The sequence below is a fragment of the Marinimicrobium sp. C6131 genome (genome assembly GCF_026153455.1).
In the GTDB taxonomy this organism is placed as follows: domain Bacteria; phylum Pseudomonadota; class Gammaproteobacteria; order Pseudomonadales; family Cellvibrionaceae; genus Marinimicrobium.
The window spans coordinates 3,165,276-3,187,759 of record NZ_CP110629.1 but is presented as its reverse complement, the minus strand read 5'-3'; the positions used below and the strand labels follow the sequence as shown (position 1 = coordinate 3,187,759).

Annotated in this window: 18 protein-coding genes; 13 read left to right on the top strand and 5 right to left on the bottom strand. The window is 60.2% G+C overall.

What is annotated here, in order from left to right:
* Positions 1-31 precede the first annotated feature (31 nt).
* The 5 genes from OOT55_RS13650 to OOT55_RS13630 form a co-directional block, all read right to left on the bottom strand.
* Positions 32-1,108: an efflux RND transporter periplasmic adaptor subunit gene (locus OOT55_RS13650; protein WP_265366401.1), complete on the bottom strand. Its 1,077-nt coding sequence runs from the start codon at positions 1,106-1,108 to the stop codon at positions 32-34.
* A gap of 34 nt (positions 1,109-1,142) precedes the next feature.
* Positions 1,143-2,408, bottom strand: a complete 1,266-nt coding sequence (locus OOT55_RS13645; RefSeq protein WP_265366400.1) for an ABC transporter permease — start codon at positions 2,406-2,408, stop codon at positions 1,143-1,145.
* A 6-nt stretch (positions 2,409-2,414) separates the two neighbouring features.
* Positions 2,415-3,650, bottom strand: a complete 1,236-nt coding sequence (locus tag OOT55_RS13640; protein WP_265366399.1) for an ABC transporter permease — start codon at positions 3,648-3,650, stop codon at positions 2,415-2,417.
* Positions 3,651-3,665: 15 nt separating this feature from the next.
* Positions 3,666-4,364: an ABC transporter ATP-binding protein gene (locus OOT55_RS13635; protein WP_265366398.1), complete on the bottom strand. Its 699-nt coding sequence runs from the start codon at positions 4,362-4,364 to the stop codon at positions 3,666-3,668.
* 203 nt (positions 4,365-4,567) lie between these two features.
* The gene (locus OOT55_RS13630) at positions 4,568-6,022 is read right to left on the bottom strand and encodes an SLC13 family permease (protein WP_265368834.1); all 1,455 of its coding nucleotides are present in this window, start codon (positions 6,020-6,022) and stop codon (positions 4,568-4,570) included.
* 95 nt (positions 6,023-6,117) lie between these two features.
* On the opposite strand from OOT55_RS13630, the gene OOT55_RS13625 reads away from it, so the two are divergent.
* From OOT55_RS13625 to OOT55_RS13565, 13 genes are all read left to right on the top strand, one after another.
* Complete coding sequence (locus OOT55_RS13625) at positions 6,118-7,383, top strand: IS110 family transposase (RefSeq protein WP_265365638.1); 1,266 nt, start codon at positions 6,118-6,120, stop codon at positions 7,381-7,383.
* 658 nt (positions 7,384-8,041) lie between these two features.
* The gene (locus tag OOT55_RS13620) at positions 8,042-9,796 is read left to right on the top strand and encodes a response regulator (protein ID WP_265366397.1); all 1,755 of its coding nucleotides are present in this window, start codon (positions 8,042-8,044) and stop codon (positions 9,794-9,796) included.
* A complete protein-coding gene (locus OOT55_RS13615) occupies positions 9,796-12,654 on the top strand; it encodes a class I adenylate cyclase (protein WP_265366396.1) in 2,859 nt (952 codons plus the stop codon). Before OOT55_RS13620 ends, OOT55_RS13615 begins: the two co-directional genes overlap by 1 nt.
* 198 nt (positions 12,655-12,852) lie before the next feature.
* Positions 12,853-14,538 (top strand): GMC oxidoreductase, encoded by a 1,686-nt coding sequence (locus OOT55_RS13610; RefSeq protein ID WP_265366395.1) that lies wholly within the window; start codon positions 12,853-12,855, stop codon positions 14,536-14,538.
* Positions 14,538-15,101, top strand: a complete 564-nt coding sequence (locus tag OOT55_RS13605; protein WP_265366394.1) for a gluconate 2-dehydrogenase subunit 3 family protein — start codon at positions 14,538-14,540, stop codon at positions 15,099-15,101. Before OOT55_RS13610 ends, OOT55_RS13605 begins: the two co-directional genes overlap by 1 nt.
* Positions 15,102-15,216: 115 nt before the next feature.
* Positions 15,217-16,221 (top strand): alpha/beta fold hydrolase, encoded by a 1,005-nt coding sequence (locus OOT55_RS13600; RefSeq protein ID WP_265366393.1) that lies wholly within the window; start codon positions 15,217-15,219, stop codon positions 16,219-16,221.
* A gap of 86 nt (positions 16,222-16,307) precedes the next feature.
* On the top strand, positions 16,308-16,463 hold the full coding sequence (gene lptM, locus OOT55_RS17870) for an LPS translocon maturation chaperone LptM (protein ID WP_416140960.1): 156 nt from the start codon (positions 16,308-16,310) through the stop codon (positions 16,461-16,463).
* 20 nt (positions 16,464-16,483) lie between these two features.
* Entirely contained in the window at positions 16,484-17,737 is a 1,254-nt protein-coding gene (lysA, locus tag OOT55_RS13590; RefSeq protein ID WP_265366392.1) for a diaminopimelate decarboxylase, read from the top strand.
* A 9-nt stretch (positions 17,738-17,746) separates the two neighbouring features.
* The gene (dapF, locus tag OOT55_RS13585; RefSeq protein WP_265366391.1) at positions 17,747-18,577 is read left to right on the top strand and encodes a diaminopimelate epimerase; all 831 of its coding nucleotides are present in this window, start codon (positions 17,747-17,749) and stop codon (positions 18,575-18,577) included.
* Between the two features lie 7 nt (positions 18,578-18,584).
* Positions 18,585-19,274 (top strand): DUF484 family protein, encoded by a 690-nt coding sequence (locus tag OOT55_RS13580; protein ID WP_265366390.1) that lies wholly within the window; start codon positions 18,585-18,587, stop codon positions 19,272-19,274.
* Positions 19,275-19,364: 90 nt separating this feature from the next.
* Positions 19,365-20,264, top strand: coding sequence for a tyrosine recombinase XerC (xerC, locus tag OOT55_RS13575; protein WP_265366389.1), 900 nt, complete (start codon positions 19,365-19,367; stop codon positions 20,262-20,264).
* A 306-nt stretch (positions 20,265-20,570) separates the two neighbouring features.
* Positions 20,571-21,296, top strand: a complete 726-nt coding sequence (locus OOT55_RS13570; protein ID WP_265366388.1) for a hypothetical protein — start codon at positions 20,571-20,573, stop codon at positions 21,294-21,296.
* Positions 21,293-22,204: a hypothetical protein gene (locus OOT55_RS13565; protein WP_265366387.1), complete on the top strand. Its 912-nt coding sequence runs from the start codon at positions 21,293-21,295 to the stop codon at positions 22,202-22,204. The genes OOT55_RS13570 and OOT55_RS13565 overlap by 4 nt, the downstream gene beginning before the upstream one ends.
* The last annotated feature ends 280 nt before the right edge of the window (positions 22,205-22,484 follow it).

The following is a 22,484-nucleotide window of genomic DNA, read 5'->3' as shown; positions in this document are numbered from 1 at the left end:
CGTAACCCGACGGCTGCTGCCTTTACGTGGATCAGGACTGTTTCTTGATCTTTTCGTCCTGCTTTAAACCCTCGACGATTTCGATGTGGATACCGTTGGACAGACCCACCTCGACGGGGCGTTTTTCAAACACCTGATCGGCGGTTTCGACTTCGACAAAATACTCATCGCCTTCAATGATCAGGTTGCCTTCATTGATGGCCAACACGTCTTTGCGCTCGGCCAGAACAATATCCGCATTGGCACTGTAGTTGGCTCGTAGAAACACCTGGTCTTCCAGGGTCACGGCGGCGCGGATTTCGAATTTGATGGTGCCCTGATCTTCCTCGCCTTTCGGGGCAATGTGCTCAAGTGTGGCGGCAAAGGTCTCATCCTGTAGCGCACCAACGTGCAGGATCAGTGACATACCTTCTTCGATTTTCCCGACCTCCGCTTCATCCACCTTACCCTCGAAAATCATATCGCTCATGTCAGCCATCACGGCGACCGGCGTGCCGGCGCCGTAGGTGCTGGATTCGACAATGAAGGCCCCTTCCCTGTTGGGAATATCCAGGATCATGCCATCGACCGGTGCCCGGATCACGTTGGATACCAGATCGGAATCGCTGGTGGCGCCTTCGCTGATCAACAGCAAGTGATTCTCCGCCGAGCGAACCGCTTCGCGCTTGAGCTCGTAGTCCAACTGGAACCGGCTGAACTCCGAGGCGGGAATCAGCCCGCTCTCAAACAGGCGGCGCTGGCGTTCGAGTTCCTCTTCGGCGTTGGCCAGGCTGATCCGTGCGGAGTCGAGCTGGGACTCGGCGTTGTTCAGCATCACCATGCTGGGGGCCAGGGTGATGCGCGAAATCAGATCGCCCTTGCGAACATTCTGTCCGGCGGTGACATACACCGTATCCACCACGCCTGAGACCTGGGAGGTCACGTTGACCTCCTTGCGGGGAACCACCCGGCCAGTGGCCACGGTTTTCTGGACAATGTCCATGATCACAGGCGTATCGGTGTCGTATACCACCGGCTTGGCCTGGGATTTGTTGTACAGAAACACCGCCGTGCTGATAAACACCAGAGCGATAAAACCGAGCAGAAGAACTGTGAATACCTTTTTCATGGTAACGATCTCGTTGTGAAGCAAACTGTGAAAATTACTCGTCCTGAAGGGCCACGATCGGGTTGACACTGGCCGCCTTGGCGGCGGGTAGCAGCGCCGCAATCACTCCGGAAATGATCAACACGGCCAACGCCATCAGTGCCGTGGTGAAATCCACTTCCGGATTGCTGAACATACCGGCCCGGCCGCCGGTCGCCGCGAGCAGAGCGTTGATGCCTTCCAGCAGCAGGACGCCGGCCACCAGACCGGTGTAGCCGGCCACCGCGGTGATGAAGATGGACTCCTGCACGATCATGGCCACGATGGATGTTGGCGTAGCGCCCAGCGCCTTGCGCAACCCGATTTCCCGGGTGCGCTCCCGGACCACGATCAACATGATATTGCCCACACCCAGAGCACCGGCCATGATCGTGCCGATGGCCACAACCCAACTGAATACCTGAATACCGGTAAACAGTCCGTTCAACTTGTCGAACTCGGTCTGCAGGTTGAAGCTGCCCAGCACGCCGACATCATCGGGCGCCACCTGCTTGCGTTCGTGCAAAAATGCTTTGACCTGCTGCTCGACGTCGGCGGCGTGAACGCCCGGTTTTGGAATCACCACCATGCTGCCGATCCAGCTGGTCTGATTGAAGGTCTGACGCAGCGTATCGTTGGGCATGTAAATGCGCTCTTCCTCGCTGCTGTCGGGTTCGGTCGAGGTGCTGGCGTACACACCCACCACCTGGAAGCTGATGCCATCGATGGTCAGATACTGTCCGACGGCGGTTTCGCCCGGAGCGAACAGTTGGTCCTTGACCCGTTGGCCGATGATCACCACTTTGCGCCGTTCCCGGTCGTCGAGCGTGTTCAGGTAGCGCCCTTCGACCACCCGCTGCCGATAAATTCCGGCCATACCGGCCATGGCGCCCTGCACGGAAAAACTGCCACTGTTCTGCTCGTACACGGTGTAGGCCGGTGAGCCGCCCCAGATACCCACACTATTCTGGGGGTAGAGACGATCGACGGTGGGAATATTGTCGCGAATCGCCGGAAGATCGTCGGGCCGCAGCATAATCTGGCGGCCGATGGGCATACCCTGATAGGGCACCTGAGTGCGGCCCTGAGACCAGATCCAAACCGCATTGGGCACGCCGCGGAAGCCTTCCATGACGCCGTTCTCGAGTCCCCTGCCCGCGCCGAGCAGCACGGTCAGCATAAAAATGCCCCAGAACACCCCGAAGGCGGTGAGCCCGGTGCGCAGTTTGTGCTGGCGCAGGGTGATAAAAATTTCCTGCCACTTTTGGGTATCGATAATCACTGGTGGCTACTCCGCGCGCATGGCTTCAATGGGCATGATCCGGGCCGCTTTCAGTGCCGGCACCAGACCCGCCAGGGCACCCACAATCACCAGCAGTACGATGGCGGTGATCGCCGCCTGGAAATTGACTTCTGGGTTCTGAAAGAACGGCAGGTTGGCGCCCACCGAGCGCAGCCCAAAGGCCATCAGTTCGATCAGGCCCACGCCCAAGACCAGCCCGGCATAGCCGGCGATGCTGGTGACCAGAATGGATTCCAGCAGCAGGGTTTTCACAATATTGAACGGCGTTGCGCCCAGGGCTTTGCGAATGCCGATTTCCCGGGTGCGCTCTTTTACCGTAATGATCATGATGTTGCTCACACCCACAATACCGGCGGTGAGCGTGCCCAGCCCGACAAACCAGATGAAGGCATTGATCGCCAGGAAAAGCCCGCTGACCATTTTGGCGGGGCCCGCCATGTTGAAAGACTGAATCGCCCGCCGGTCCTCGTCGGCCACCTGATGCCGCTGCTTCAGCAACTCGATTACCTGCTGCTCCACCTGAACGCCGTCGTGCCCCGGTGCCGGCCGAAGCCACAGCGTCTGAATGTTGTCGCCGCCGCCAAAGACCGTGCGGTAAGTGGTATCGGCGATATAAATGCGCTCCGAATCCTGCCCGCGATTGTTCCGGTCGTAGAACACACCCACCACGGTCAGCACCACATTGTTGACAGTGACTTCCTGACCGACCGGATCTGTTCCCGGGCCGAACAACCGTTCGACCACGGTGCGTCCGAGCAGGCACGACTTGCGCAGCTGCGCCTGGTCCAAGCGGTTCAACTCGCGGCCAAAATCAAAAGGCTCCACGCCCTTGATCCGGAAAAAATCATCGGGAATGCCGTGCAGGGAAAAGCTGCCGGTTTTGTTGCCCGCGCGAATACTGGCGTTGTTGATTCGGTTCTCCGAAGCGATAAACCCCACGCCCGGAATCTGGCGTTTGATCTCCGTGAGATCGGCGGTGGTGAGCTGAATGCGCCGACCCACCGACATGCCCTGATGGGCCACTGAGGTCTCACCGGACCAGATCACGATAAAATCGCGCACGTCGGTGCCGAAGCTGTCGTACACCCCGTTCTGCATGCCCCGCCCGGCGCCGAGCAACAGGATCAGCATGAAAATGCCCCAGAACACCCCAAAGGCGGTGAGCGCCGTGCGAAGCTTGTTCTGGCGGAGGGTATAGAGAATTTCCTGTAATCCGTCCATGTGTCGCCCCGCCGCTTACGCGTTTTCCAGGGCCGATCTGTGCAGAGCGGCGGCAGTAATGATCTGGCCGTCTTTGAGCACAATCTGCCGTTCGGTCTGGTTGGCCACATCCTGTTCATGGGTGACGATGATGATGGTGTTGCCCAGGCTGTGCACTTCCTTGATCAGCGCCATGATGTCTTCGGTCGTTTTGCTGTCCAGTGCGCCGGTGGGCTCGTCGGCAAGAATGACCTTGGGCTGGGTGACCAGTGCGCGGGCAATGGCCACGCGCTGCTTCTGGCCGCCGGAAAGCTCATTGGGCATATGCAGGGCGCGGTCACTCAGCCCCACCATCTCCAGGTAGCGGGCGGCGGTCCGGTTGCGCTCCTTGCGCCCGACATTCTGGTAGTACAGTGGCAGGGCCACGTTCTCCAGAGCGTTCTTGAAGGGCAGAAGGTTGAAAGACTGAAAAATGAAACCGAGCAGTTGATTACGCAGTTGTGCGGCGGTTTTCTGCTTCAGGTGGCGAATCTCTCGCCCGGCGAGAAAGTAATCGCCTTCGTCGTGGGTATCGAGAATGCCCAGAATGTTCAACAGGGTGGATTTTCCGGAGCCCGAGGAGCCCATGATCGACACCAGCTCGCCTTCGCGAATGTGCAGGTTGATGCCCTTGAGCACATGCAGGCGCTGATCGCCGGTGGCGTAATACTTGTGGATATTGTCGAGTTTGATCATGACGCTGTCCGTTAGTGGCTTCCTGGCTGAGTAGCCCGTACTGAAGTCGCTATGCCAACCGCCCTGGAAGGCTGGCGGTTGGCACACCCGTCTCGCTGAATGCCGGGACGCTGGCAGCAACGGGTTTGGATTCAGACGAGGTTAATTATTGTCATCCGGTCAGCGCGACTATATCCCTTTTTGGGTTCGGTAACCAGTGAGCGTCAGTGGAACAACCGCCAGTGAATCAGCGCCGTGCCGAGCGCCGCCACCAGAACGATACCGATCAGATTGAGCGCCAGCCCGGCGGACGCCATCTGTCTTATCGACAGTTGATTGGAGCCAAACACGATGGCATTTGGCGGGGTGGCTACCGGCAACATGAAGGCACAGCTGGCGGCGATGGCCGCGGGTACCGCCAGCGCCTCGACCGGTAGGCCGAGAGCGATGGCCAGCGCGCCGAGCAAGGGCAGAAAAGCCGCCGCGGTGGCGGTGTTGCTGGTGATTTCGGTCAGGAAGATGATGGTTGCGGTCACGGTCAGAACAATGAGGGCCGGGGACCAACGGTCCAGTGCCTCCAGACCCGAGGCAATCGCCTCGGCCAATCCCGAGTCCTGGATGATGCCGGCCAGCGCCAACCCGCCGCCAAACAGCAGCAATACCCCCCAGGGCAGTTTCTGGCTGGTCTCCCAATCGATCAGGCGTGAGCCTTTTCCATCGCCGGCGGGGAGTACGTGCAATCCGATGGCACAGGCGATGGCAATGCTGGTGTCGGTCAGCGCGCTGTCGGGGAGTAACCGGGCCAGCAGGGGCTGAAAGATCCAGGCGGCCGCAGTCACGACAAACACCCCCGCGACCCGCCGTTCCATCGGTGTCATGGGCCCGAGCTCGGCCAGGCGCTGCCGGAATAGGCTGTGGTCTGCCGGATGATGTTCCGCGTTGCCAGTGCCCGCTGTCCGCCCCTTGGCCACAACGTGAGCCAACCACAGCCAGGCAGCGGCCAGCATGGCGAGGCTGATGGGCAGGCCGATGATCATCCACTCACCAAACCCCAGCTCAATGCCATGTTGCTCGGACAGGTAGGCAGCCAGCAAGGCGTTGGGCGGGGTGCCGATCAAGGTGGCAATACCGCCGATACTGGCGGAGTAGGCAATCGCCAGCAGCAGCGCCACCGCGTAGGGATTCCCCGAGCGGGCATCGTCGACGCCTTTCACCTGAATGACGGAGAGCGCGATGGGCAGCATCATGATGGCGGTGGCGGTATTGCTGACCCACATACTCAAAAAGGCGGTGGCCAGCATGAAACCCGCCAGCTCCCGGGCTGGCGTGCCGCCCATGGCGGATAGTATCCACAGGGCAATTCGTTCGTGCAGGCGCCAGCGTTCCATGGCCAGGCCCAGCACAAACCCGCCGAGAAACAGGAAGATCAGCGGGTGGGCATAGTCACGGGTCACGACCCCCGGGTTGGTCAGGCCGAGCAGAGGCCCGAGCACGATGGGCAGCAGCGCGGTGACGGCCAGAGGCAGTGTTTCGGCGATCCAGAACACGGCCATCAGCCATGCCAGCCCCAGAGCGCGCCAGGCGTCAGTGGAGAGATCGCCGGGGGCTGGAACCAGGGTCACCAACAGCACACCGGCGGTCCCGAGCAGTAAACTGAGCCATTTCCCCTGAGCAGTCAGTTATAAGGTAGAAAAAAGAAAGGGGACCCTCATAACTCGGTAACTTGCTGTAACAGCAAGGTGCGAAGAACCGAGAGCATTGGAGGTGTCCCCTTATGCGCAAGTATAACTATCGTGCCCAAAATTTCCAGAAGGTGAACTGGGATCAACTGCGTGAGCAGACGGCGGGCGAGCGGTTGATTCTGGCGATTGATGTGGCCAAGAAGGACTTCTACGTGGCGCTGATGAAGCCGGACCGGACGGTTCTGAAGACCATCCGCTGGGAGCATCCGCAACAGAGCCCGGCCCTGCTGCGGGAACTGGCGAACCTCAAGGCTCAGCGCCTGGAGGCGGTCATGGAGCCGACCGGTACCTATGGCGACGCCTTGCGCTACCAGTTGAGAGCTCTGGGTGCCGAAATCTACCGGGTCAGCCCCAAGCGGGTGCACGACGCCGCTGAAGTGTATGACGGGGTCCCGAGCCTGCACGACGCCAAGGCGGCTTACCTGATCGGCCGGCTGCACCTGGATGGCATCAGTCAGCGCTGGCGCGAGCCGAGTGAAGCGCGTCGAGCTCTGCGAGCCTTACTGAATCGGCTGGAGCAGGTACAGGAGCGCCACCAGCGGGCACTGAATCGGCTCGAAGCGTTGTTGGCCCGGCACTGGCCGGAGGCGCTGTGCTGGCTGACATTGCAGAGCGCCAGCTTGCTGCACCTGCTGGCCGAGTACGGCGACCCGGTTCGGGTGACGGCACAGCCGGAGCAGGCGGACCGACTGCTGCGCCGAGTCGGTGGGCACATGCTTAAGACGTCCAAGCGCGAAGGCCTGCTGCGCAGTGCCGCCACGACCTTGGGCGTGCCGGTGGTCGAGACCGAACACGAACTCATCCGGGCCCTGGCCCAGGAGATGCTGGACACACGGGCGCAGTCCCGCGAGCTGGAGCGAGCGCTGTCCGAGCACGTCGAGCACACCCGGGAGCTGGCCTGGATGGCCGAGGCACTGGGCCATAACAGCGCGGTGGTGCTTTACTGTGCCCTGGGTTCGGCCAATGACTACCCGCGTGCGGCCAGCTATCTGAAAGCGGCGGGGCTGAACCTCAAAGAGCGCTCCAGCGGCAAACACAAAGGGCAGCTGAAGCTGACCAAGCGAGGGCCCGGGGTGGTGCGCCACTACCTGTACTTCGCCGCCCTTCGCCTGATACGTCAATCAGGCCCGGCCAGAGCCTGGTATGACGCCAAGCTGGCCCGACACCGAGGCCCCAAGGGCAAACTGATCATCGCGCTGATGCGCAAGCTGGCCAAGGCGCTGTGGCATGTGGCTCAAGGCAAGCGGTTCGATCCGGCCAAGCTCTTTGCCGAGCCACCCCGGGCCGAAGTGGCATAAGCACCACCGAGTCGACCGATGAGGACGAACAGAGACGAGCAACAGGAGCGAGCAATGAGTTAATCCAGCCGTAACACGCTGGCAACGAGTCTTCCTTCGGGCTGACCTTCGATCCGACCTCTAGCCCAGTCTTGAGGCTCCTAAGTAGTCAAGAGGCAGCCCGCGGGATGATCCATGGAACGCGATACCCAAGGTAACTGAGTTGATGCCGCCAGGCGGACATCCGATGCGAGAGGTTCGGTTGACCCCATGGACGTTCATCCGGGAGGCCTTCGAGCTGGCACACAGGCTAAACACACGAGTACCACCGGCATGTGCGTCAACGACTCAGGCAATGCCAGCAGACTCGTGTGCCCAACAGGCAGGTAAAATGATTAAATAAAGGGACTTGACTGAGTTATGAGAGGTCGGATATCGGGCAAGACGGGCCTCTTTGAGTGGTGATAACCGGACATTGATTTTTTCTTTGGCATAGCGTCAAAAATGCACTAGCCTTAGAGGCTGTGGTCCCGTTTCCAGCGTAGTCTGGGCGGGCTTTTCGGGCGACAGCAGACCGCCGACGGCTCTCGAAGTATATACCCTGTAGGCGCTTCGGGCCGTCTGAAGCGCGCAGGCGCTGGCGCCGCCCTATCCGATAATAGCCAGCGGTGCCTTGGTAATGGCGACACATGACCCCTCTGTGCAACAGCGCATCCGCGCGCTGGAGAAGGAACTGGCAGAGCTGAAAGCCCGAGTGGCTTCCTCAGAGCCCGACGGTGCTCGCTCGCAGGCACCGGATATGCTCTCCAGCGCCCAGGACGCCCTGATTGCCGCCAAGACCCAGGCTGACCTGGCCAACCGCACCAAAAGTGAGTTTCTGGCCCGCATGAGCCACGAAATCCGCACACCCATGAACGCCATCATCGGTCTGGGCCACTTGCTGGGCGATACGCCGCTGGATGACCAGCAGCGCAGCTATCTGGACAGCATGGGCGCGGCGGCCGACTCGCTGCTTCATATCATCAATCAGGTGCTCGATTTTTCCAAGATTGAAACCGGCAAAATCGTGCTGGAATCCGCTCATTTCGATCTGGAGCAGGTGTTCGAAAAGCTGGCCCGGTTATTCGAGGTCAGCGCCATCCACCGGCAGGTGGATATCACCTATGACCTTCACCCGGACGTGCCCCGCTTTCTCAGGGGCGATACCGCCCGCCTGAGTCAGATACTGAGCCATCTGGTCAATAACGCCATGCAGTACTCCACCAGTGATCAGGTATTGCTCAGCGTCCGCCAGATCAAAGCGGCTCCAGAGGGGGTTGAGCTCAAATTCTGCATCACCGATTTCGGTGTGGGGATGAGCCCGGAACAGGTGGCGGCGCTGGAAGCGAGTTTCGAGGCCATGGCCCGGGGCGACTTTCCCCGGCAAGTGGGTCTGGCCACCAGCACCGGGTTGACCATCTGTTATCACCTGATCAAGCTCATGCAGGGCCGGTTGGACATTCATACCGAGCCGGGCCGGGGCTGCCGGATCAGCTTTACCGCCTGGTTTGAACACAGCCAGATCGGGGCCCGGACACTGAAAGAACGCCCCGACCAGTTCGAGCACCTTCGCGCCCTGATCGTCGACGATAACGCTCTGGCTCGGGAGATCATTGCGCGAACCCTGCACAGTATGCAGCTTCGCGCCGACTGCGCCGCGTCCGCCGACGAAGCGATCCAGCAACTGCGCACGGCCGAGCGGGCCGGCCGACCTTACGACCTGGTGCTGATGGATTATCAGATGCCGCTGGTTAACGGCCTGGAAGCCACCGAAGCACTCAAGTCCGACCCCGCGCTGGTCCACACACCGCAGGTCCTGCTGATCTCATCTTATCATCGCGATGAAATCTTTGACGGCGAGCAGAACGCCGAGTTGGTCGACGGATTCCTGAATAAACCGGTCAGCGAGTCGCGCCTGTTCGATGCCCTGAGTCAATTATTCAGCGGTCGTCTGGACGATCGGGCCGAGGCGGCAGCGTCCGCTGCCGAGGTTTCGCTGGATGGGCTGAAAGTGTTGCTGGCGGAGGACAATCGAGTGAACCAGCAGGTTGCCCAGGGCATTCTGCGCAAGCGTGGCGTCGAGGTCACGTTGGCGGCGACCGGGCGAGAGGCCCTGGATCACTTTTATCGGGACGTCGATTATTTTGATGTCATCTTGATGGACCTGGAAATGCCGGAAATGGATGGCTATGAAGCGACCCGACGGATTCGCGCCGGCGATCAGAGGCCGGACATCCCCATTGTGGCCCTGACCGCCCAGGCACTGCGGGGCGACCGCGAACGCTGCCTGGCCGAGGGCATGAACGATTACATCAGTAAACCCATCAAACCGGCCCTGCTCTACCAGACCCTGTTCGAGGTGGTTCAGGCGGCAACCACACCCCAGGGAAAGTGATGGGCCTACGCTCAGACGTCATTGAGCTTGATCATAGCGATGGCGGGCTCGACCGGAAACAGCTCAAACGGCTCAGACAGCGCTTTCTCGATCTCAATCGGGCGCGCCATCAACGCATGCTCGAAGGACTGAGCGACCGACAGCAGGATCTGGTCGTTCTGTTGCCCCTGCTGTTTCACGTCAATCACCCCATGCTCCCCGGCTACGTCTCGGGCGCCACCCCCGCCGGTCTGAGTCACTATGAACCCGAGCGGGATCAGGTGCGCCGCGCGCGCGGGCTGACCCGCAGTTTTCATTATCAGCGGGATGTCAGCGCTCATACCTGTGACATTGATGCGCTCTTTGTCATGGGCAGCGTCGGTACCATCGCCCAAAGCGAAGGCAGCGACCTGGACGTCTGGGTGTGCCACCGACCGGGCCTGGAGCGAGAGGCGCGCGATCAGCTCCGGCGCAAGTGTCGCCAGCTGTCTCTCTGGGCGGAACAGCAGGTACGCCTGGAGGTACACTTTTTTCTGATGGAGCCCGACCCGTTCCGCACGGGTCAACTCGGTCAGCTCAGCACCGAAGGCAGTGGCTCAGCCCAACGGTTTCTCTTGCTGGATGAGTTCTACCGTACCGCCCTGTGGTTGGGGGGCAAACTGCCTCTGTGGTGGTTTGTCCCGAGTGCCTGTGAGCGCGAGTACACCGCCTATACCCAGACTCTGCTCGGGCAGCGGTTCCTGCGAGCCGATGAGGTGATCGACTTCGGTGGCCTGCCGGACATTCCCACCGATGAATTTGTGGGTGCGGGCATCTGGCATCTGTATAAAGGCATTGAATCCCCCCACAAATCGGTGTTGAAACTGATGCTTCTGGAGGCCTACCTGCGTGGGCGGGACCGGCGCCCGCTGGCGCTTGCCTTCAAGGAGGCGGTCTATCAGCACACCCCTCATCCGGACCGCCTCGATGCCTATGTGATGATCTATCGGCGCCTGGAGCAGTACCTGACCGAAGCGGGTGGTGCGCAAGAGCGCCTCAACCTGGCCCGGCGCTGCCTGTATTTCAAAGTGGACAAACCGCTGACGCGCCCGCCCCGTAGCGGGCGCAAATCCTGGCAGCGGGAGCAGCTCGAGCAAATGGTGGCAGAGTGGGGATGGAGCCGCACCGAACTGGAGCGGCTGGATCAGCGTCGACACTGGAAGGTGCCGGATGTGATGGAGGAGCGACGCCAGTTGGTCGCGGAACTCAGTGCCAGTTACCGACTGATCAATGCCATCAGCAAGGAGTCCTCCGAAACCCGAATCAGCGACGATGAATTGATGGTGTTGGGGCGCAAGTTGCACGCGGCGTTTGAGCGCAAGGCGGGCAAGGTGGAATGGCTCAACCCCGATATCTCCCAGGACATCGCCGAGCCGGCGCTGATCTTTGTCGAAGAGCCTGAGGCAACCCCCGAAGGATCCCGCTTCTGGGCCGTGTTTCGCAGCCGTGAAGGCCAGCCGGACGGTGCGCCGCTCAAACGGGCGCGCTATCTGGGGGAGCTGCTGCTGTGGACCTATGGCAATGGCGTGCTCGGCGCCGGTGCCTGGTTTGATGTGCAGGGCGAGCGGATCAGCCTGACGGCCCCCCAGCGCCAGCAGCTCTGGCAATGGCTGCATCAGTGGCTGCCATTGCCGCTGGTGACCCGGGCCCACGAGCCTTTTCAGCGGGCCGCTCGCGCGGAACGCCTGCTGTTGCTGTTCAATCTGGGCGTCGAACCCCAGGCCAATCTTCACGAACGGGGCCTGCAGATGCTCAGCGCCCAACGGGATGCGCTTGATTTCAGCGGCCTGCGCGACAATCTGGTGCTGACCCTGGATCTGGTCCAGATCAATAGCTGGCGCGAGGTGTTGTGCCGTCACTATGACGCCGATGCGCTGATCAACGGCCTTCAGTACTACCTGCGTCTGGCGCCTCCGGGGCGGGGGCTGGCTCCGCCGGAGGTGACGATCCGTTGTCTGGGCTCACAGGGGAGTCTGGTGGTTCAGCGTCTGGAAGAGCTATGGCAAGACCTGGTCGGCTGTTATTACTCCGGCACCCGTCCGGCCAGTAGCCGCTATGTGCTGGAGACCGCCGAAGGCTATGTGCTGATCCAGTTTCTGCAGCAGCAACCCCACGTCACCCGCTATGGCAGCTACGATGCCCTGATCGACAGGCTGACCAACGCGCAACTGGAATACAGCCCCATCGTGGTCGATCGGCACGCGCTGAAAAATCGTCCTCTGAAATTGATGGCCGACCAGGCTCGCGAGCCGGGGGTCTATCTGTTTTATCAGGTGCAGGGAGAGGAGGCCGAGGTGACGCTGATTGATGAGCTGGGATCTCTGCTGGTGATCCGGCTATCGTTTTTCAGCCACACCACGCTACTGCGGCCCCTGCATCATTTTCTGCGCTCCGTCGTGGCCCGCCAGAGCGCGAGCCCCGATCAGGGCGGCGATTCGCCCAATCCGCCGGTCCGGTTGTTCGAGTTGTGTGGCCGGGTGGACCAGGGACGCGGCTACCTGGAGGAGCGGGCCAGTGCCGGAGACCTCAGCCGGTTGACCTTCACCAACATTCAGGTGATTGCCGAGCCGGCGCCAGATGGCGATATTCTGTACACCGTGTACTGCAATGACCGGGAGTTCTCCGCGCTGGATTACGGGGACGAGCTGTTCATCGAAGTGGCGCGCTACATCCTGTCCATGCGTCGTGCCAAAGAGCGCTATCCCTGCTACATCACCGACCTGGATCTCAGCCAGTGCCGGGATCTGCTGGCACCGCAACTGGGACTTCAGCTCAGCCACTACCTGGACATCAAGGCCCAACTGGAGCAGCGGCTCAATGGGGCGTTGCTGGATCTGTAAACGTTTATGTTAAGAACCGTGAGGCCCGTGGAAATTTTCGCGGGCGCAGGGTAGGCTACGCGGGGGCTCGTCATACAAGTACGACGGCCCTCCCCTGCGGGGTACTCACGCAGAGTCACCGAATCGCTCAGATCGGCAATTCGTATTAGCGATGTTTGATCCGCCGGGTCAATAATATAACGAGACAGAGATGTAATTATGGCAGACAACCACTACGACGCAATTGTGGTCGGCTCCGGCATCAGCGGCGGCTGGGCCGCCAAAGAGCTGACCGAAAAAGGCCTGAAAGTGCTCCTGCTGGAGCGCGGTCGGAATATCGAACACGTCAAGGATTACAAGAACGCCACCAAGGAAGTCTGGGACTATCCGCACCGGGATAAGCCGACCCAGGAAATGATCGAAAATTACCCGGTCCTCAGCCGGGACTACCCGCTCAACGAATCCACCTTCGGTATGTGGGCGGATGAGCAGAAAAACCCCTATGTGGAAGAAAAGCGCTTCGACTGGTTCCGCGGCTACCACGTGGGCGGTCGCTCCCTGCTGTGGGGTCGCCAGAGCTACCGCCTGGCGCCGGCGGACTTTGAAGCCAATGCCAAAGAAGGCATCGCGATCGACTGGCCGATCCGCTACAACGACATCGCCCCCTGGTACGACTATGTCGAGAAGTTCGCCGGCATCGCCGGAACCCGGGAGGGCCTGGATATCCTGCCCGATGGCCAGTTCCTGCCCCCGATTCCGCTCAACTGTGTGGAAAAAGACGTGGCGGCGCGTATCGAGAAGGCATTCGGCGGCAAGCGGCACATGATCCACAGTCGCACCGCCAACATCACCGAACCCAAGCCCGAGCAGGGCCGAGTCAACTGCCAGTACCGCAACAAGTGCTGGCTGGGCTGTCCCTTCGGCGCCTACTTCAGCACCCAGTCTTCCACCCTGCCGGCGGCCATGAAAACCGGCAACCTGACCCTGCGGCCCTTCTCGCTGGTGAAGGAAATCCTCTATGACAAGGACAAGAAGCGGGCCAAGGGCGTGGAGGTGATCGACACCGAAAACAACCAGACCTACGAGTACACTGCGGATGTGGTGTTCCTGAACGCCTCGGCCTTCAACTCCACCTGGATTTTGATGAACTCCGCCCGGGATGTCTGGGACGGCGGGCTGGGCAGCAGCTCCGGCGAGCTGGGCCACAATGTCATGGACCACCATTTCCGGGCCGGCGCCAGCGGCGTAGTGGAAGGCTACGATGACAAATACTATTACGGCCGACGCCCCGCCGGTTTCTATGTGCCGCGCTTCCGCAACGTCGGCGATGATCGACGCGACTACGTGCGCGGTTTTGGTTACCAGGGTTCCGCCAGTCGCCAGAACTGGAATCGGGATGTGGCCGAGCTGGAGATTGGTGCCGATCTCAAGCAGACACTCAGCGAACCGGGTGCCTGGACGATCGGCATGACCGCCTTCGGCGAAATCCTGCCCTACCACGATAACCGGATCTCTCTGAACCACAGCGTCACCGACGCCTGGGGTCTGCCGGTGCTGGCAATGAACGTCGAGATCAAGGACAACGAGAAAAAAATGCGTAAGGACATGATTCAGGACGCGGTGGACATGCTTGAAGCCGCGGGCGTGAAAAATGTTCAGGGCGGCGATTGGGGCTATGCTCCGGGCATGGGTATTCACGAAATGGGCACCGCCCGCATGGGCCGCGATCCGAAAACCTCGGTGCTCAACGCCCACAACCAGGTGTGGGACGCACCCAACGTCTACGTCACCGACGGCGCCTGCATGACCTCCGCCTCCTGTGTGAACCCGTCCCTGACCTATATGGCGCTGACCGCCCGGGCCGTGGACCACGCGGTGAATGAACTGAAGAAGGGGAATCTGTGATGAATCGACGTGAACTCCTCAAACTGATCACCGCCGCCACCGGTACCGCCATGATCGGCAGTACCGGGGTCCTTGCCGGCTGCGCCTCCAAAGAGGAGGCGGCCCCGAGCCTGAGCTTCACCGAACAGGACGTGTTCCTGCTCGATGAAGTGGCGGAAACCATCCTGCCGCGCACCGACACTCCGGGGGCCAAAGACGCCGAAGTGGGCCAGTTCATGACCGTGTTTGTCCGGGACTGCTACACCGAGGCCGAGCAGGCGATCTTCCACAGCGGCATGGATCAATTGAACGCCGCGGCCAACGAGCAGTACGGCCGCGACTTCATGAACCTGAGCGGCGAGCAGCGCACCGAATTCATCCGGGCGCTGGATGCCGAGGCCAAAGCGGTGGCCGCCGCCGGCACCACCCCGCCGCACTACTTCACCATGATGAAGCAGCTGACCCTGTTCGGTTTCTTCACCTCCCAGGTGGGGGCCACCCAGGTGCTGCGCTACATCGCCATTCCGGGCCGCTACGACGGTTGCATGCCTTACGAGGAAGGTGATCGGGCCTGGGCGACCTGATTCAGGGTCAGGTAACGGTGGATGGATAAGGACGATAGCCCGTCATCCACCGTTGCTCCCTCTCCCGAATCCCTTTAAGGTCATAGCTTCACCCCGGCCTTCAAGGAGTCGCCTCATGTACCGCTGGATCCATTGCCTGATTACCGCCATAGTCATTACGGCGGCCGGCCATGCCCTGGCCGACGATCAGGCCCCGGCATACGATGCCCGGCTGACCGGCTACCCCTACCCCTTCGAGGTTCACACCTTCGCCTTTGACAGCCAGCGCCAGCGACTGGAAATGGCCTACATGCATTTACCGGGGGAACCGGACCGGCCTACGGTGTTGCTGTTACACGGGAAAAATTTCGCCGCCGACTATTGGGAAAGAACCGCCCGTCATCTACAGAAAAAAGGTTACGGGGTACTGATGCCGGACCAGGTTGGTTTTGGGAAATCCTCCAAACCCGAGCACTACCAGTTCTCCTTCGAAGCTCTGGCGGCCAACACTCGCGAGCTGGCAGACTCGCTCGAACTGGAACAGCTTGTGGTGATGGGCCACTCCATGGGCGGCATGCTGGCCATCCGCTTTGCACTCCAATACCCCGACAGCGCCGAACAACTCGTCCTGGTCAATCCGGTTGGTCTGGAGGATTATCTGCGCTACGTTGAATATCGGGATCCGGCATTTTTTTACGCCAATGAGCAGGACAAGACCATCGACCAGGTTCGGGCCTATCAGCGCAAACATTATTACGATGGCAAGTGGTCCGATGCCTACGAGGCGCTTATCCAGATACACGCTGGTTGGCTCAATGGGCCGAACTGGGAGCGTATTGCCTGGAACAATGCCCTCACTTACGACCTGATTTTCACCGGGGCGGTGGTCAACGAATTTGACCAGATTGCCGTACCCACTCACCTGATCATTGGTACTCGCGATACCACCGGCCCCGGGCGCGGGTGGAAAAAACCGGGTGTGGACTATGAGCTGGGGCGTTACGACCGATTGGGTAAGTCGGCGGCGGACACAATCCCGGACGCCACCCTCCACGAGCTGGACGGTATTGGGCACATGCCGCAGTTCGAAGCCTTCGAGCGCTATGCGGCCAAACTCGACAAAATCTTCCCGGCACCCTGACCCCCCGTTGGGGGGCTTTGTTGAGCCCCGACTACCCCGGGGTTATACTGCCCGCCTTGTTTCGCCCGAGCCCTGCAGGAGTGCCCATGACCCCCCGTTACGCCACCTTGAGTGCGGTATTGCTGTCCACCTTATGGCTGGCAGCCTGTGGTCAGAAAGGCCCCCTCTACTTGCCCGAAGATGCCGACTCCGGTGAACCCCGGAACGAGCAACCCGCGCCGGAAGGCAGCCAGAGCGAATAACCCCCGATTTGAGACCCGATATGCAGCCTTTTGAACGCCGTGACGGCGAACTGTTTGTGGAAGACGTCCCCCTGGCCCGCATCGCCGAGCAGTTCGGCACGCCCACCTACGTCTACAGCCGCGCCGCCTTTACCCGGCACTACCTGGCCTACGCCCAGGCCCTGGGTGATCACCCGGGTATGGTGTGCTATGCCATCAAGGCCAACTCCAACCTGGCGGTGCTGAACCTGCTGGCCCGATTGGGCGCCGGGTTCGATATTGTCTCCGGTGGCGAGCTGGAGCGGGTTCTGCGCGCCGGTGGCGACCCCAGGCGGGTGGTGTTCTCCGGGGTGGGTAAAACCCGCGAGGAAATGACCCGGGCGCTCAACGCCGGGATCTTCTGCTTCAATGTCGAATCCGAGGCGGAGCTGGAGCAGCTCTCACAGGTGGCCAGTGAGCTTGGCAAAACCGCCAATATCTCCCTGCGGGTCAACCCGGATGTGGACGCCCAGACTCACCCCTATATCTCCACCGGGCTGAAAGAAAACAAGTTCGGCATCGATATTGAGCGCGCTCCGGCGGTCTACCGTCGCGCCGCAGAGCTGCCCGGGTTGTCCGTGCAGGGGCTGGACTGCCACATCGGCTCCCAGCTGACTCAGCTCGCCCCGTTTATGGACGCGCTGGATCGCCTGTTGGTGCTGGTCGACGAGCTGGCGGGTGAAGGCATCCACATCCATCATCTGGACTTGGGCGGTGGCCTGGGAGTGACCTATCGGGACGAATCCCCACCGCCGGTCAGTGACTATATGGACGCGATCAAGGCCAGACTCGGCGATCGCAAACTCAGCCTGATGTTTGAACCGGGCCGCTCCATTGCCGCCAATGCCGGCGTCATGCTGACCCGGGTGCTCTACCTCAAGCCCACCGAGCACAAGAACTTTGCCATCATTGACGGGGCCATGAACGACAACATCCGTCCTTCCCTGTACCAGGCGTGGCAGAACATTGTGCCGGTGCGGGAGCATGGGGGTGAGGTAAAAACCTGGGACCTGGTCGGCCCGGTGTGCGAAACTGGGGACTTTCTGGGCAAAGACCGCTCGCTCGCGCTGCAGGCCGGTGACGTGCTGGCCATGCTCTCCGCCGGGGCCTACGGCTTCGGGATGAGCTCCAACTACAACAGCAGGGGCCGGCCGGCGGAAGTGCTGGTGGACGGCGATCGCGCGCACCTGGTGCGTGCCCGGGAAACCATTGATGACCAGTTGCGCGGTGAGCAGGTGCTCCCCGACTCGGAGTAAGGAAGTTTCATGCGTTTGCGCTTTACCAAAATGCACGGCCTGGGCAACGACTTTGTCGTGATTGACGGCGTGACCCAGAAGGTGCGTTTGAGCACGGAGAAAATCCGTTACCTGGCGGATCGGCATTTCGGTGTCGGTTGCGATCAGGTATTGCTGGTGGAAACGCCAACCCGACCGGATATCGATTTTCGTTACCGCATCTTCAACGCCGACGGCGGCGAGGTGGAAAACTGCGGCAACGGTGCTCGTTGCTTCGCCCGCTTTGTGCTTGAGCGCAAGCTGACCGGCAAGCGGTCCATCAAAGTGGAAACCGCCGGTGGCGACATCACTCTGAACGTCACCGAGCAGGGCCAAGTTCAGGTCGATATGGGCGTACCCCGCCTGAACCCGGAGGAGATTCCTTTTCAGGCCGATGCCGAAGCGATCCGTTATGACCTGGTGCTGCCGGAGCAGACGCTGGACATTTCGGCGGTGTCCATGGGTAACCCCCACGCCGTGTTGATGGTCAACAAGGTCGACAGTGCCCCCGTGGAAACACTGGGGCCGCTGATTGAAAGCCACGAGCGTTTCCCGCGTCGGGTCAATGCCGGCTTTATGCAGGTGGTCTCCCCCGACGAGATCAACCTGCGGGTGTACGAGCGCGGCGCCGGGGAAACCCTCGCCTGCGGCACCGGCGCCTGCGCGGCGGTGGTGGCGGGCCGGCTGCGTCAGTTGCTGGAAGAAACCGTCAAGGTCAACTTGCCCGGCGGCAGCCTGAGCATCACCTGGCCCGGTCCCGGCCACTCGGTTATCATGACCGGACCCGCCACCACGGTGTTTCACGGACAGGTAAAAATATAAGGCCATTATGAGCGAGCAACGCACCGAATCCCGCCCGTTGACCGACGAACAGGTCGCCCAATACCTGGAAGCGCACCCGGACTTTTTTGTCCAGCATCGCAAACTGCTCGCCGATCTGGAGTTACCCCACGAAAGTGGCCCGGCGGTCTCTCTGGTGGAGCGTCAGGTGTCGGTACTGCGCGAGCGCAATATGGACATGCGCCACCGGCTGAGCAAGCTGCTGGATAACGCCCGGGAAAACGACAAGCTGTTCGACAAAACCAAGCGTCTGGTGCTGGCCCTGCTCGAAGGTCGGGACATGGGCGATATCATCGACGCCCTGTGTTTCAGCTTCGACCAGGACTTCAATATTCACTACACCAGCATCCTGCTGTTCGGTCACGAAGATCGCATTCCCAGCAGTCAGGCCCGGGTGGTCACCATCGGTGAGGCGCGCCAGCACATTGCGCCCCTGCTGAAAAACAACCGCGCCATGTGCGGCACGCTGGGCGAAGGCGAGCTGCAGTTTCTGTTTGGCGACAACGCCCATCAGATTGGCTCCGTCGCCACCGTTCCATTGGTGCATGGCAATGCCTATGGCCTGCTCGCCATCGGCAACCGCGACCCCCACTACTACCGCTCCAGCATGGGTACCCTGTTCCTCGGCTACATCGCCGAAGTCCTCAACCGCTTGCTCCCCGAACACCTCCCGCGCTAACCTAGCACAGAAGTCTCCGTAGGGCGGATAAGCCAAAGGCGCATCCGCCGTTGCTTTCGCATCCGCCGTCCCCCATAACGGACCACACTCATGCCCCACCCTTTCACCGACGAACGCACCGCCTTCCTAACCTACCTGCGCACGGAAAAACACCTCTCCCCGCGCACCGAAGACGCCTACGCCCGGGACCTGGACAAATTCCTCGCCTACTGCGAAACCCGACAGATCACCGATCTGTCCGCCATCACCGTCCACCACCTGCGGGAAAACCTGGCATCGCTGCATCGCAAAGGCCTCACCGGCAAAAGCCTGCGCCGGTGGCTCTCCTCCCTGCGCGCCTTCTTCCGTTTCGGCATCCGCCGCGGCTGGCTGAAAACCAACCCCGCTGACGGACTGCAGGCCCCCAAGGTGGAAAAGAAGCTGCCCAAGGTATTGGACGTGGATCAGGCCGGGCAATTTGTGGAAGTGAAGGGCGAAGGTTTTCTGGGCAAACGCGACCGCGCCCTGCTGGAGCTGATCTACTCCTCCGGCCTGCGCCTGGCGGAGGCGGTGGGCCTCAACCTGAACGACATCGACCTGCGCGAAGGCGCCGTCACGGTCACCGGTAAAGGCAATAAAACCCGGCAGTTGCCGGTGGGCCAGCAGGCCCGCGACGCCGTAACAGCCTGGCTACCGGAGCGCGCCCTGGTGGCGCCCCCGGAAGAAACCGCACTGTTTATCGGCCAGCGCGGCAAGCGCCTCACGCACCGCGCCGTGCAACTGAGAATGCAGCAGCTCAGCATTCGACAGAACATGGACGAGCCGGTCCATCCCCACATGCTCCGCCACTCCTTCGCCAGCCATATGCTCGAATCCAGCGGCGATCTGCGTCTGGTGCAGGAGCTGTTAGGCCACGCCAACATTTCAACGACCCAGGTGTATACCCATCTGGATTTTCAGCATCTGGCGAAGGTGTACGATAAAGCGCATCCGCGGGCGCAGAAAAAGTAAAAAGGCGCCCAACGCCCACGCTCATCGCACGCAGCTGAACCGCGGCGCTTGGCACTATTGATTTTTTGGTGTCAATGAGGAAAAATGCGTAAATAAGATAAGCATGAAGTCAGCGATCGCAGGGATGTGAACTGTGTCACAAAAAACTCCTCTCACTCCCCTTCGAACCGTTCTGCCACTCTGTGGCGGCCTTCTGTAGCTCTTATTCTTATATAGGGATTCGCCCGATGCGACTGGCGCCTTCTAGTTGCGCTGCGCCATCAGTACGCTCGGGAACACATACACATAATAACTTGGGGAAAATTCATGAAAACTAAACTGATGCTTTTATTGGCGTTTGTCTTCATCGGGACCGGTTGCGCAATGACGCCCCCGGACCCTATTGCCCTGACCACGGATTTTTATGAAAAGCCGGCAAAAGTGGCAATTTATCAGAAATCGTTCCCTGAAAACGCCCGTATGACCATGCCGGGGGCTTCATGCCTTTTGTGCTTGGCTGCTGCGGCGGTAGCCAACGACGCAGTTTCTGGTCATACCAAAACCTTGAGTACCGAAGAGCTGTCAAGCGCTGTAAAAAGGATAGAGACAACCCTTGAAGAGCAAGGCATGGTCGTCGATTGGGTTGATATTGAAGAACCTATGACACGCCTGCCAAAGTTCACATCAACCGAAGAGTCCGGTTATCCGAAGAAAGATTACCGAGCCTTGAAGCAAGTGGTAGAGGCCGATCACCTGTTGGTCATCGAATTCAGCCATATCGGTGTAGAACGGCTTTATGCGAACTATGTACCCACCAGTTCGCCCCAGGGTGCCGTTACGGGCGAGCTGTATATGGTTGACCTGAGCACAAATGAATACTATCTGCTCGACCCGATACATATTCGGGTACCGGTTGAAGGCGAGTGGAATGAGCCACCGGAGTATCCGGGGTTGACGATGGCTTATTTCGAAGCGCTTGAGCGGGCGAAAATCCAGATCAGTGATGCGATCACTGGAGAGGCGCCGGTTGAGGTCGCTGGAGGCAATCCGTGATTCGTGGGTTGCCGTTAATTATCTCCGTCTGGTTACTGCTGGCCGCAGGCTGTGCGACGGTTGAGCAAGACGATTATGCACTGTACCACCATGATGTGAACGCATCGTCTGGTCTTCAGGGCCCGGTGTCGGTGCGGTTTGTTAACCCCCTCGGCATTGAGTTCCGGGGGGTTTCCTCCAGTGATGACAGCGTTGGCTCGGCTAACGTTCTTTATTCAGGTGCAGCGGGGGCCGGCGGTGTCGCGGCCCAGATTGCCGCTCATGCCGTGATGGTCCAGGATGCGCAAGATCGAAAACTGGAGAATGAACGGGAGCGGGCAAACCGGGCGCTGGAGCCTGTTTCTGAGGAAGTGGAGGCGCTGCAGAGCCTGGATCCCGGTGCTCTGACGATGCCGGGCCATTTTATCGTTCAGTCAGAATTGAAGGAATCGGACCCGTTAGAGTTATATCTGGAGACCCACCCGATCTTCTTTGTAACAGAAAATCTTGAAAACCTGTCATTGAAAAACGTGGTTGTTCTTCGCCAGCCCGGCAGGGCGACCGAGCAACCTGTCTACCAAAACGTAGTAGAAATAGTGTCTGATGCCCCAATCACTGATTACACTGAAGCACACCCAGGTGAAACAGGATTGGAAGACGCCGTGAAGACGCTTTATCAGAAATCGGTATTACTGGCGCTGGATGATATCCGGGGACAATTGCAGACAAATAGCCGGCAACCTGAAACCTTTCGGCATCAGGTAAACGGCGTACTGCGACTGGAGCGAGGCGTCACTGTCCAAGAGAGCTGCTCAGATCTGGTGTTACGTAATTTAAGAGGCTGGATTATCAGTTTACCGCAGACTGAAAAGCCGGATAGCTGTGTGGAGTCGTTTGCGCAGGAAGTCGGCTCCAGAGGCGATCGATAATTTTCCGAAAAGCCGTACTATCGCTGCGAAAGGGGCCAGTGGGTAATTCAACCTCGGCTCTGGTAACAATGAAGGCCACCACTGCTCGATAGAAGCCGTCTCTCAGTCACGAACCGGCAGAGAAAGCATTGAGCGCTTAGATGTTCGAAGTCGCATGGAGCACTACTTCGCTCGCTTCAAGGCAACGGCATTACCACTGAACGGAATTATTACTCGGCCACCGGCCGACTCCGGACCCAGCGCGCCGACCTCTTCAATGGCCTGTTCGGGGATCTGCAGG